A 13,684-nucleotide genomic window follows, 5' to 3' on the forward strand; every position below is an offset into this window, starting at 1 on the left:
TAAAATATCCCACTTTGCTTGGCTTTTTGTTTAGTTTTCAAAGGTCATTTCCTAAGAGTAAAAACTTAGGGTGACTCAATGTGTTACCTGAGTCTAGTTTCAATGTCGTTTTTTTAGCGACTTAATCATCATAACACTTATATCGTTATCATGTCAACAACTATTTTCATTTGTACTAACAAGGAAATCAATTGTTTTTTCAAATCAACTTATGGCGACAAGAAATAATATACCACGTATCCATGTTGTAATGCAACACTTTATTAAAAAATATTTAAAGATATTCTTTTACAACATATAAATTATATAGAGTAAACGTTCATTAAATAAATGTTAATATATAAAGGTGTTTTTTTCGAATAGAATCTTGAAGTAACAAAAATAAAGAATAGCAACAAACAATCCTCTAGAAAAGAGTAACCGCAGGAGCAGGTATAGACCCCACAGAATGATCACTATCTAAAAAGGAAGCAGCGTTACCTCAAAAAACCGTTTACTTACAGCGAATTCAGTACCTTCCTAATTCTAATTGAAAATAACAGCATTTTAGAAAACAGTCTTATATAGAAGAAAGGGACAATATCTATACTTAATCAAATAGAAAAGGAGACCTAGTCATGGCCACCTTTTCTGCCTGTTTTATTAGTTAATTGCTAATCATTTTTAGAAATGTGATTTACTACATACTGTCTGTGAAAAATTGCCTTTCCTTTTGTCTCTGCTTTCGCAACATCTATATATCCCTTTTGCACTAAATACTCAAGCATTATACTAAGATCCAATGAATAATCTTTCACAGAAACTTGTTCCTTCAACTCTTCAATAGTCCACGGTGAATCCTTTTCATCCATGATAGATAGAAGATGCGCACTACCCAATTTAGTTTTAGTAACAAGTTCAAACTCATTAGCTATCAGCAGAAGCTCTAATTTCTTGTCGATTGGTTCTGATCCCATTACTAATTCAAAATATAGCTTATGGATTTCAGGTTCTATTTTTTTAACTTGCTGCCACACCGTTACTTCCGGATAAAAACCATGTTCAATAACTGACAATCGCGCTAAGTGATGAAGTGCATGGACAATGTGATTATATGAGTCTAAGTAATGCCCTTCATGAAAAAGACCTTTACCATCCGTAAATCTTCGAATCAATTTTGAAAACTCTACTCCTATCTTTAATAACCTTTCTTCTATAGGAAACTCTTTCATTTGTTCTCTGAATTTCTTCATGTATTCATTTCTATCAAATATAACTTTTCCGGTCATTAGCCAATTTACCACTCGCCTATTAGAACTATTAAGGAGCCAATCTTGTAACTGTTCAGTATTCACCAAATGCATTGCGACCTTTTTTTCCTGATATTCATAATGTTTAGTTGTCCATTTTAATTTTGTATTATCTACTATTACAAGTAAAACTTCGTCGAAGTAATCTGTGTTTGCATCTTGTCCTTTTCTTTTTTCCATGGCTATTATACCTAAAGTGTGTTCATCACTTGTTCGATCTTGGTACAACTGTCTTAGCAAATCATCCATATAACTTTCCTCCCCTAATATGAACTAAAGGTATTTCCACTAAATATTGATTCTCTATGTATACTCTTTATATGATTTATTTTCGACACACCATAAAAAATCCCTTTTTTCTCGATAAATTATCTTTTACATGATATGAAATCGTTTATCTGTTATCACTGTGCATTTATTATGATATAATTTCTTCTCAGGAGGCGTTGATATGGCTGTTAAATATTCAAATAAAATAAATAAAATAAGAACGTTCGCGTTATTACTAATTTTCGGTGGAATTATTGTGATGTATTTAGGTTTGTTCTTCCAAGCTAACCCACTCATTATGACTCTGTTGATGTTATTAGGATTTTTATCCATCATTGCTAGCACTGGTATTTATTTTTGGATTGGCATGCTATCGTCTAAAACAGTCCAAGTGCTCTGCCCTAGTTGCAATAAATATACCAAGATGCTAGGTCGAGTGGATGCTTGTATGCATTGCAATGAGCCCTTAACACTCGACAAAGACTTAGAAGGTAAAGAGTTTGACGAAAAATATAATCGTAAAAAAAGGAAAGAGCAATAATAGCAGTTCTGCATGTAAAAAACGCGTAGCGTCTTAAGCGTCTAATTTAAAGTAGAAGCAATTGCTTTCTTTAACCTGGATTTTTAAAAGCTCGAGTGGAGACTGTGGGAAAAGCAATAGCTGAAGACCCCCGCAGGGACGATCTTTCCCGAGGAAACTGAAGCATCGCCCGCGGAAAGAAGCCGCCTAGAGCGGATTCGAGCCCTTCTGTTCGACGAAAACAACAATCTCTGTAATACTGATAATTTTATAAATCCTTGTTGTAAAAAAATGAGCCTGAAACCTTTATATAACAAGGGATTCAGGCTATTTTTCAAGTAATTTAAAGTCTTTGTATTAATAGGATATCTAAAGGACTGCTTTAAAAGAATAATCTAGATAGACACTTACCCGCTTTTTAAGATTCTATTCCAAAAACAACAAAAAACTGGAGGATCATCCCTCCAGCCTATAATTTAATGCTTTTGATGGTTTTGACACTCTGGGCATTCCCCATAAATTTCCATACGGTGATCGGTTACTTTAAACCCTGTAACGTGTTCCGCCAATGTTTCCACTTCATCGAGTCCCGGGTAATGAAAATCAACAATTTTCCCGCAGTCCTGACAAATCACATGATAATGATCAGTGGTGTTACTATCGAACCTACTAGATGAGTCACCATATGTTAATTCTCTCACTAAGCCTACTTCTTTAAAAACTCGGAGATTATTGTAGACAGTAGCAACACTCATATTAGGAAATTTTGTTTCCAAAGCTTTATAAATATCATCTGCAGTTGGATGACTACGAGCACTGAGCAAGTATTCTAATATTGCATGCCTTTGAGGGGTCATTCGAACCTTCGTGCTTTTTAGTGAGAGCAGGGCATCTTCAAGTCGATGGTTTTCCATTGATATCACCTCTTCTAATTAAAACTAGACCGTACTATAATATATATTCTGTAATTAAAATATACCATAAACATTATCACTTTATAATCTTTACAATTAGTATACATAACTTAATGAATTCTTGTCAATCGAAACAACCTAACAGCGCTTTATTCCAATTCTATTTATTCAAGGGGTTTTTTTCTTGTTGCATAAGAGGCAGTGCATCTTTTGCTTGAATTAAAAAAGATATATATCTGCTGGATGGTCCCTTGCTCTTCCCTTTCTTTTTTTCATAGGCTAAGCAAATTTCTTTCATTCTTTCTTTCAGATTCTCAATATCCGTGTCCTTAATCCCAATTAAAAAAGTAGTATTGCCCCGTTTTAAAAAACCTCCGCTACTCGCTAATTCTGTCATACGATAACCATTTTCTTTTAAACCTTCCTCTAGCACATCCCGATAATAATTTTGGACAACACAGACCATTAGTTTCATTCGTAAGACCCCCTTTTTCAAATATTAGTTTCTTTTGATGGATCCATTAAATTAATATACGTCTTATTTCAATTTACTTGCAGATTTTATTGATCAAACTGCTACTTAAACAATATGTTATAGGTTTCTTTTTTGAGCAGCACTAATACTAAAAATTAGCAGCAGTTAGCATAACAGGTAGCTCATTATACGTAATAATTGAGTCAAATGACTCCCTTTCTTTACCAATGCGAGTTAGTTCAGCTACATGCATTCCAAATGCTTTCGGTAGTTTTTCTATCCCCGACCCATTACTCCAGCACCAAATATATCCATTGTTTCCCATAGAGCTCGCTTACACGTGGACAGACTATTCTTTTTACTTTCGAATTAACCATCTCTCCATTTTGTCTAGACACTTAAAACATTGCGTTAATAGTATATTCAGCAATTGGGATAGCATGAAGCCTCTTTGTATTAGTAAAAATAATCTTTTGGAATGGAATTAGATCCTATTCTGCAGAGATTATCGCTATCCATTTCATGTTAGAAGCCACTTCAATGTAACGTTCTTCTAAATCTTCTCCATAGATGATTGAATCATCAGATGCTAGAATATCACCCGTATTTTTCTAATCTAACAACGATTATTGACCTTCTTCTTTAATCTCAATTGTTACCTTTAATATTAACATAGCTGATTAAACGGCAACAGCCTCCCTTTTTGCAAGCTATTCAAAGTCACTTCTCTAAACTTCCTAATGCGATTACTTTTTCAACCTTACAGAAAAAGTAACGTTTAATCCGGAAATGGGGTGGGAAATAGAAAAATATAGTTAAATTAATGTTATAAGGAGTGTTTTTTAAATGAAAAAATATACAGTTAGACCAAATAAAGATGCTGACGCATGGTTTTTAAAAATTGAAGATGTAGCACCCGAAAAGGAATTTGATAAAATGACTGAAGCAATTGAAGCTGGTGAAAAGGTAGCACAAGACAATACACCAAGTCAGCTTATTATCTATAACCACAAAAATGAAATTGTCGACGAGAAAAACTTCAATTAAGAAACCCATTATTTAATTGGACATCTGCCGTATTAATCGCAAAATAAGAAGCAAAACCGCTTTTAGTCGGTCTTGCTTCTTTTTAATTTAAAGAATTTATAAAATGCTCAGTTTTTAGTGAGACTGTGTTTCCCTCGAAAGATCACGCTGTATTTAATAAAAGACGCTACGCGTTTTTCTTATTTAGAGTCCTCTCTCAAGAACTCTAAAGCTTCCGCTACATGATCTTCCACTTTGACTTGGCGCCATTCTTTAATAAGTTTCCCTTCTTTATCAATCACAAAGGTCGATCTGACAATGCCCATGGATTCTTTTCCAAAGTTCTTTTTAAGTTGCCACACACCAAAATCTTCGGCTAATTCATGTTCTTCGTCGGCTAGTAATTCAAAGGGCAAATCATGTTTATCAATAAACTTTTCATGACGTGCTACTGGATCTGGACTTACCCCTAAAATAACCGCATCTAATTCTTTGAAACTTTCATGGTTATCCCTGAAATCACAAGCTTCTGTCGTGCAGCCTGGTGTCATATCTTTAGGATAGAAATAAAGAACCACATATCTACCACGGTAATCTGAAAGAGTAACCTCTTTATTATTCGTTGCCTTTAAAGTTCGATCTGGAACTGTTTGTCCTACTTCTAATGTCATTCATTGTTCCTCCTCAAGTATAGTCTCTCTTCATCATACCCAATTTAGAGGTTCGCTACAAACGATCGACACGTTTTTCTTTGGACTTATCATAGTGAACGACAGTTGTGATGACAAAAGCCGCTGGTAACAAATAACCAATGAGTGCTTGAATAATCGCTATCCATCTCCCAATCCCTTGAGGAATAATGTCGCCATAACCGACAGTCAGCAATGTAACAGCACTGAAGTAAAGAACATCTTCTATTAAATGCAAATAGGATTCCGTTTGTATGTCCTTCCCTTCTCTCAAAAGAGGGACCCCTAGTAATTCAAGGCTCATGTAAAGAATTCCAAATCCTAACATAACCGTCGCATATACCGCTAAGAGCATGATAAAGTGTTGAAACGAAATTCTTCTCCCTCCCTCAGGTTGGTGACGGATTAATAATACGACACTTCCAAAGATCCCCAGTAAGGCAGTAATAATTATGATACTAAAAAAAAGGATATCCATTTAATCACCTCCACATTATTTTATGAAGGTATGGGAGTGATTAGGACAGGTTTTGCTTTATAAAGATGAAGCTTTCTCATTGTTCATGGTACAATCATCTTTGTTAAAACGTTGGATATTAGGAGGTTCTCTTTCATGGGATTCGAAAAATCAGAACAATTATATAAAGAAGCAAAGGATGTTATTTTAGGTGGGGTAAACAGCCCATCTCGTTCCTTTAAAGGTATAGGCGGAGGAACGCCTGTTTTTATGAGAAAAGCAAAAGGACCTTATTTTTGGGACGAAGATGATAATAAATATATTGATTACTTAGCAGCCTATGGGCCAATCATTACCGGGCACGCGCATTCTCATATTACGAAAGCGATACAAGCTGCCGCAGAAGACGGAGTTCTTTACGGCACACCGACAACTCACGAAAACAAATTTGCTACGATGCTTCGTGATGCTATTCCATCTTTAGAAAGGGTACGCTTTGTCAATTCTGGCACGGAAGCAGTGATGACAACGATCCGAGTAGCTCGAGCCTACACTGGTAGAGATAAAATCATTAAATTCGCTGGATGCTATCACGGTCATTCTGACTTAGTACTTGTTGCTGCGGGGTCTGGACCCTCCACTTTAGGAAACCCTGATTCAGCTGGTGTTCCAAAAAGTATTGCTCAAGAGGTCATTACGGTTCCTTTTAATGATGTGGAAGCTTTTCGAGAAGCGATCAATCATTGGGGAACGGAAGTTGCTGGAGTTTTAGTAGAACCAATTGTAGGTAACTTTGGGATTGTTGAACCTGAAGCAGGATTTTTAGAGGCTATAAATGAGATTACCCACAAAGCCGGTGCGCTTGTGATCTATGATGAAGTGATTACTGCGTTCAGATTCGGCTATGGTGGCGCCCAAAACTTATTGCAGGTTGAACCCGATTTAACCGCACTAGGTAAAATTATCGGCGGCGGGCTTCCAATAGGAGCATACGGGGGCAAGCGTGATATTATGGAGCAAATTTCACCCTTAGGTCCTGCTTATCAAGCGGGAACAATGGCGGGAAACCCGGCTTCCATTCGCGCAGGAATTGCCTGCCTTGAATTATTAAAAGAACCAAATGCATATAAAACAATGGATCAGTTAGGGGAACAATTAGAGGCTGGCATCCATAAAGCAGCACAAGCTTACAACATTCCAATCACCATTAATCGTCTCATGGGTGCACTCACTGTTTATTTTGATGTGGAACACGTTAGTAACTACGAACATGCTGAAAACAGCAACGGAGAAATGTTTGCATATTTTTTCAAGCAGATGCTAAAACGCGGTATTAACTTGGCCCCATCAAAGTATGAAGCGTGGTTTTTGACAACGGAACATTCAGAAGCAGACATAAAAAAGACCATCGAAACGGTAGAAGCTGTATTCTCAAACTGGGATTTTGCATAGTCTTAACAAAAAACGGCATAGCCGTCTTTTGTTAAATACAGCGTATCTTTCGCCACCCCCGAGTAGCACCTACGTAGTGCGTGTAGGTGCTACTCGAAAGGAGGTGGGTTTCCCTTGACACGCGTGGCGTAAAGATACGCTGTCAACTTATACTTCTTTATTTTATCCGATAAGGGATGCAGTCTTCTATTTTCGACAATTATTTTTGTTCGTAGTTGAGATTCCGATTGTATTAATAATTGATATTAATCAAAATTGATGGTAAAATTAACTGATAATTCTGACACCTTGTCCATTTATATTTCTATGCAGTTTTGTTGGCAGATTTTTTAACGTAAAGGCTTGGCTTTGATCTTATTTAGGAGGTGATGGTCGACCTTCGACCAGACATTATGAATAACGTATCAAAAGAAATTCAACGATTCCGAGGAGCATTAAAGAATGAACATGACAGTTGTGGTATTGTATCTTTTATTGAAAAAGAAAATATCCCCCTAAAGAAAAACATCGATGACACTATCCAAGCCCTTTTAAAGATGAATCACCGAGCAGGCTTCACCAATGAAGAAGGCGATGGTGTTGGTATTCACATTGACATTCCTCGAGCTCTATGGAAGAAAAAACTCGATGCTGTTAACGTTCATTCAACAGTGGTTGATTCTCCTTCATTTGTTGTTGGGCATTTATTTATTGAACGCACACCTGAAACTAGTAAATTTCAACAAGAAATGAAAGATCTTTTTTCAGCCAACGGACTCAAGCTGATATTTGAAAGTACAGCACAAACCAACCCTCAAGCTTTAGGGCCTATTGCCAGGAGAGTAGAGCCTATTTTCTGGCAGGTCGCTTTTGAAATTGACAGTACATTAGAAATAAAAGACATTCGCTCCACTCTCTTTGATCTTACAATATCTTGTGAAAAAAAACTTGCTGTCCATGTAGCTTCTTTAAGTAATGAAAATGCTGTTTATAAAGTAATGGGCGCTGGGGATATTCTCCCGAAATATTACAATGATTTAGCTGATCCCTCTGTCGCTTCCACAACAACGTTAGGCCATAATCGTTATTCTACGAATACCCTTTCTAACTTTTTTCGTGTGCAGCCATTTAGTGTTATTGGACATAATGGTGAAATAAACACAATTGCAAAGCTTAGGGACGAAGCTAATATGGTTGGAGTTCCACTCGTGGAGAGCGGTAGTGATTCACAGGATTTGAATCGTATTATTGATACATTTGTATCCCGTGAAGGGTTATCATTATTTGAAGCGCTAGAAATAATGTTTCCGCCCATCGTCCATGAAATAAAACATTATCCGGCTCACCTGAAAGATCTGTACACATATATAAGAGAAGCCTGGGGTCACTTCGCTCAAGGTCCAGCAGGTATTATATCACGACTTGGTGATGAAGCTGTTTTCAGCGTAGATTCTTTAGGGTTACGACCAGTTTGGATGCTTGAAACAGAGACAAGTTTTATTTTTTCTTCCGAACAAGGTATTTTCACAACCGACGTTTACGTATCTGATCCGAAGCCATTCGCACCCGGTGAAAAAGTTGGAATTAAGCGAAATAACTTCGGTACGATCGAAGTATTATCGCATAATGAACTTCAGGAAGAAGTATATCAACGCCTTTCTCCAAAGCTTTTCATTAAAGGGGCTGGTCAGCGTCTCACAACAAAATGGAAAAAACGAACAAGCAAAACACTTTTCGAACAAACTATTATTCCTTCTGTTTATGCTGCAAATGGATGGGACCGTGAACATATCCAACTCATTGAACAGATGGCTGATAAAGGAGCGGAACCAATTCGTTCACTTGGTCACGATGCCCCCCTGGCTGCCCTTCATCCTGCCCGAAAAAATGTCGCAGATTTTATTAAGGAAAGTGTGGCAGTAGTGACAAATCCAGCCATTGACCGAGACAGGGAAATGGAACACTTCTCCACTCGGGTAATTATAGGAAAACGTCCCAGCCTTTTTAAATCAGAATCAGTGAAAAATATTATCGAGCTAGACTCCCCTTTAATTGCAGAAGGAAAAGCTGGGGAAGGATTAGAATCTGAATATCATCATCCTACCTTTGAAGGGTTAGTAGAATATTATCAAGAAAATAATGAACTAGCTGTTTTTCAACTTGTCCGTTTAGAAGACGAAGAAGTTGTAGACGCATTAAATCGTTTGAAGAACGAGGCTGAAACAGCTGTTAAATCTGGTAAGTCCTTTCTCGTCTTTGATGATCACGGAACTCATACAGGTCAATCCTATTGGCTTGATCCTCATCTAGCAATATCAGCTGTGGATCAAGGCTTAACTAGTATGAAGCTAAGACGTGATTGTTCCATAGTTCTTCGCTCCGGTAGTATTCGCACACTGCATGACATAGCGGTTGTATTTGGTTTAGGTACAGATCTCATTCATCCTTATGTGATGTTTTCGACAGTCTTGGAGGATAGTCCAGAACCTGCGACGAAATTGTATAGTGCGTTAAATAAAGGACTGGAAAAAATCATATCTACTATTGGTATTCATGAACTGAGGGGATATGGGCGCCTCTTTTCTGCTATAGGCTTAAATGAAGAAATTGCCGATTACCTTGATGTAGTAAACTATCTTGGCAGTAATGATTTAAGCTTTAATTTCAATAGTATGAAAGCTGATAGCATCCTCCGCAAAGAAGACTACCATAATGATAAAGTTCGTCCAGGAAAAACATTTCATATTTTCCCGCGAATTTGGAAGTCTCTTGGGGAATTAGCAGCTGGAAAAATTGAGTACAATGTTTTTAAAGAGAAAATATCTGAACAAGAAGAAAAAAATCCAATTACTATTCGACATTATACAAAATTAAAAGAGATACAATCCGATATTGAACCAACAGATGTGAATGTTGGTGTAGGCAAACATGATTTACCATTTATGATTAGTTCGATGTCATTTGGATCTCAGGGGGAAGTTGCATTCCGCGCCTATGCTGAAGCAGCAAACCGGTTAAACATGATTAGTTTTAACGGTGAAGGTGGAGAAATCAAGGATATGCTTGGAAAGTATCCGAATACACGAGGTCAACAAATTGCTTCTGGGCGATTTGGAGTGAACGTAGAACTGCTGAATTCCACTAATTTATTAGAAATAAAAATTGGTCAAGGAGCCAAACCTGGAGAAGGCGGTCATTTACCGGGATCAAAAGTCACAGATAAAGTTGCAGCTGCCCGGAATGCGACAACTGGATCCGATTTGATTTCCCCATCCAATAATCATGATATTTATTCGATTGAAGATTTAGCGCAAATGATAACAGAAATTAAAACTGCAAACGACCAAGCAAAGGTGGCTGTAAAGGTACCTATCGTACCTAATATTGGAACCATTTCTGTCGGAATCGCAAAAGCCGGTGCTGATTTTATCACATTAAGCGGTTTTGATGGTGGCACAGGTGCCGCCCGGGTACATGCTCTTCAGCACGTTGGATTACCCGCAGAGATAGGAGTAAAAGCGGCTCACTTTGCCCTTCTAGAAGCTGGACTCAGACATAAAGTAGAGCTCTGGGCCGATGGTGGTGTTAAAAGCGTGGAAGATGCGGTGAAGCTTATGCTTCTCGGGGCAAATCGGATTGGCTTCGGGACATTATCGATGATCGCAGTTGGTTGTACAGCTTGTCGAGGCTGTCATTTGGATACTTGTCATGTGGGTATTGCTACCCAAATTGAAACAGAAACACAAGCAAAAGACCATGGTCTGCGACGTTTTGTTCCACGAGATTTTGAGAATGCAGTTCAAGGACTTACTAACCTGTTTCAAGCTTTCGGTAAAGAACTACAATCCGTTACTGCATCATTAGGCTTTAAAAATACGCAAGAAATGGTTGGCCGAGCTGATTTATTAGAACAAACTCGAGGAGAACTAAATCTCGATCTAACAGAGTTGCTTTCAACCCTTCCAGAGCAAGACTTAGCCCCCTTCGAACCAGTGAAGGTGTTGGAGGAAACATCAGAACGTCAACTTGCAGTTGCAGCTGGTGCAGAGTTTGATTATTTAGACGGTAATTCCCAAGAGCTTACCACATCTCGTAATTTCGAAGCAGTAACCAGTGAACAGCGTGTGTTAGGTAGTCGCGTCTCTTGTCACAGAGTTAGAGATAAATTAGATGGTTCCTATCGTTCACTCCCTGAAATAGATTTGCGTTACTCGAAAGGTTCCATTCTTGGCAATGGTTTAGGCGCTTATAATAGCGAAGGCGTGAATATTCATATCACAGGGGGAGCACAGGACGGTGTCGGAAAAACATCTTTTGGCGGCTCTTTCAAAATATTTAAAACAAAAGGAGCAAATGGAGAATTACTAAATGGATCTGTAGGGAAGGGTATTGGATACGGCGCACAAAAAGGCTTGTTTATTGTTCAAGGAAATGCAGATTCACGAGCTGGGATTCGCTTATCAGGAGCAGATATGATTTTTGGAGGACGACTTAAAACACCCTTAAAGAAAGATCAACACTATAATATTGGAATAACCGCAAATATTAAAGGCTTTGCGTTTGAATATATGACTAATGGCAGAGGACTTGTTATGGGTGATCCCGGACCGTGGATGGCAGCAGGAATGACAGGTGGTGTCGTTTACCTCAGACTAGATCCGGCTATGGGCTTAGATGAAAATACACTTTTGTCACGTATTGCAAAAGGGGCAAAGGTGTCTATCGAGCCTCTATCTGACAAAGGCATCAAAGATGTTACTGAACTTCTCAGTCTATACAGAGATGAATTGGCTCTACTTAACCAAGACGAAGAAAAAGGTCTTGTCGTTAAACTGTTGGAAAATCCATCTGTTTACTTCAGGCAAGTTACTCCTGTTAAACTACAAGCAGATCCAGCAGTATCAACAGAATAAAATTCTATATAAACTCATATATATACTAACTCCGGAAAACAGGCTTTAATATCTGTTTTCCGGAGTTTTCTGTTTAGCAGAGCCTTCAAATTAACATTGAAAATCCAGTAATTATTATTCTAGCGACGAGAATTTTCACCGGTTGCAGTTTTACAGAAAGAGGTGTATAGTACAATTTTAAAGTCAACTTTTTAATTATTAGTCAATTACTTTCTTACTAAGAAAAACGGCAGAGCCGTCTTTTATTAACTACAGCGTTAGCTTCCGCCGCCATCATTTAAGTATCAAGGGTGGGTTTCCCCTTGATACTTGCGGCGTGAAGGTAGCTGCTAATTTATAAATTCTTATCTTAGAACAAAATCTGCCGACCTTTATCATTAGCATTGTTTTCGAAAGGAACTGGAATAACTATGAGGCTAGGAGCACGTATTTTCAAAACCGGATTGGCCGTAACCCTTGCTTTATACGCCGCTATTTGGCTAGGCCACGAGGCGCCTGTATTTGGAGGGTTAGCTGCATTTTTTGCCGTACAACCATCTGTCCACAAAAGTTTGACACTTATTTGGGACCAAATTCAAGCAAATGTCGTAAGTGCTGTACTAGCAATAGTATTCGTTTTAGCTTTCGGGCACGAACCCTTTGTTGTAGGTGTTGTTGTATTACTAATTATTGCTATTCATATTAAATTTAAAAAAGAGGATATTATCCCTTTAGCGGTCGTTACAGCGATTATTATTATGGGGAATCCGACCGAAGATTTTATAAACTTTGCAGCAAACCGTTTTCTATTAGTAATGATTGGGGTCTTTTCTGCATTTATTGTAAATATGATTTTTTTGCCCCCAAAACACGAAAACCAGCTGTATCATCGGATTACAGATACAAATGATAAAATTATTCAATGGATTCGATTGATTTTACATCATGAGGTAGAGTACCAGACATTAAACCAGGATATGAAAAAAATCCGTGGTTCTGTTGGAAAGCTAGAAACCCTTTATACGTTATATAAAGAAGAGAGAAATTATTTCAAGAAAAATGAATACGCACGAATGCGAAAGGTTGTCCTCTTTAGGCAAATGCTTGTTACTACAAAAAAAGCTAAAGAAATATTGAAAAGCTTGAGTAAACATGACAATGTTTTAACACAGTTGCCAGAGGAATTAGAACAACTCATGCAGCTTCAAGTTGATTACCTAACTAATTATCATGAACGGATTCTTTTAAAGTACATGGGTAAAGTGAAGAAACAATCTACCGAACAGTTTTACGATGAGATTCACTCCGGTAAGCACCAACTCATAAATGTATTTATGACCTACCATCGTGATGATCAAATAGATCTGGATGAGTGGATTCAATTTCTTCCTGTCATTGCACTTATCGTTGAATATAGTGAAGAATTAGAGCATTTAGACAAACTCGTTGACGGTTTCTTCACTTATCATACAGATGACAATGAAGTGAATATAAAAGAGAGAGATCAATACTAAATTAATAAAAGCGCATTGCGACTTTTGTATCTATTTTATTACATCGTTATCACGAAGGTTATTTGGAAGAATTCCGCTCGCTTTCCGCGGATGATCAAGCGAGCCTCCTCGAGCAAACTGACGCTCTGCGGGGTCTCGCTTGAATCATTCTTCCACAGGAGTCTCATGGATTCTTCCAAATAACATTTTTTTAAGGGAGTTTACGTA

Annotated in this window: 10 protein-coding genes; 5 read left to right on the forward strand and 5 right to left on the reverse strand. The window is 37.7% G+C overall.

All coding sequences use genetic code 11. The features are described 5' to 3' along the window. Nucleotides 1-653: 653 nt before the first annotated feature. Entirely contained in the window at nt 654-1,538 is an 885-nt protein-coding gene (locus ACHABW_RS19965) for a nucleotidyltransferase-like protein (protein WP_110936947.1), read from the reverse strand. A gap of 202 nt (nt 1,539-1,740) precedes the next feature. On the opposite strand from ACHABW_RS19965, the gene ACHABW_RS19970 reads away from it, so the two are divergent. Next, nucleotides 1,741-2,100: a YgzB family protein gene (locus ACHABW_RS19970; RefSeq protein ID WP_110936948.1), complete on the forward strand. Its 360-nt coding sequence runs from the start codon at nt 1,741-1,743 to the stop codon at nt 2,098-2,100. Nucleotides 2,101-2,555: 455 nt separating this feature from the next. Here the strand turns inward: ACHABW_RS19970 and perR are convergent, their stop codons facing one another. Next, a complete protein-coding gene (perR, locus tag ACHABW_RS19975) occupies nt 2,556-2,993 on the reverse strand; it encodes a peroxide-responsive transcriptional repressor PerR (RefSeq protein WP_110936949.1) in 438 nt (145 codons plus the stop codon). 160 nt (nt 2,994-3,153) lie between these two features. Beyond that, nucleotides 3,154-3,468: a cyclic-di-AMP receptor gene (locus ACHABW_RS19980; RefSeq protein ID WP_435757918.1), complete on the reverse strand. Its 315-nt coding sequence runs from the start codon at nt 3,466-3,468 to the stop codon at nt 3,154-3,156. Nucleotides 3,469-4,314: 846 nt separating this feature from the next. Between ACHABW_RS19980 and ACHABW_RS19985 the strand changes: the two genes are divergently transcribed. Continuing rightward, a complete protein-coding gene (locus ACHABW_RS19985) occupies nt 4,315-4,515 on the forward strand; it encodes a DUF2188 domain-containing protein (protein WP_435757920.1) in 201 nt (66 codons plus the stop codon). Nucleotides 4,516-4,694: 179 nt separating this feature from the next. Here the strand turns inward: ACHABW_RS19985 and bcp are convergent, their stop codons facing one another. Continuing rightward, nucleotides 4,695-5,165 carry a thioredoxin-dependent thiol peroxidase gene (gene bcp, locus ACHABW_RS19990; protein WP_110936952.1) on the reverse strand — a complete coding sequence of 157 codons (471 nt, stop codon included), beginning with the start codon at nt 5,163-5,165 and terminating at the stop codon, nt 4,695-4,697. 55 nt (nt 5,166-5,220) lie between these two features. Then, on the reverse strand, nt 5,221-5,661 hold the full coding sequence (locus ACHABW_RS19995; RefSeq protein ID WP_435757922.1) for a potassium channel family protein: 441 nt from the start codon (nt 5,659-5,661) through the stop codon (nt 5,221-5,223). A gap of 135 nt (nt 5,662-5,796) precedes the next feature. On the opposite strand from ACHABW_RS19995, the gene ACHABW_RS20000 reads away from it, so the two are divergent. From ACHABW_RS20000 to ACHABW_RS20010, 3 genes are all read left to right on the forward strand, one after another. After that, a complete protein-coding gene (locus tag ACHABW_RS20000; protein WP_435757924.1) occupies nt 5,797-7,092 on the forward strand; it encodes a glutamate-1-semialdehyde 2,1-aminomutase in 1,296 nt (431 codons plus the stop codon). Nucleotides 7,093-7,460: 368 nt separating this feature from the next. Further along, complete coding sequence (locus ACHABW_RS20005; protein WP_435757926.1) at nt 7,461-11,984, forward strand: glutamate synthase-related protein; 4,524 nt, start codon at nt 7,461-7,463, stop codon at nt 11,982-11,984. A 410-nt stretch (nt 11,985-12,394) separates the two neighbouring features. Continuing rightward, complete coding sequence (locus ACHABW_RS20010) at nt 12,395-13,477, forward strand: FUSC family protein (protein WP_110936955.1); 1,083 nt, start codon at nt 12,395-12,397, stop codon at nt 13,475-13,477. Nucleotides 13,478-13,684 lie beyond the last annotated feature (207 nt).

It is taken from the genome of Salipaludibacillus sp. CF4.18 (assembly GCF_051262595.1).
Lineage (GTDB): Bacteria > Bacillota > Bacilli > Bacillales > Salisediminibacteriaceae > Salipaludibacillus > Salipaludibacillus neizhouensis.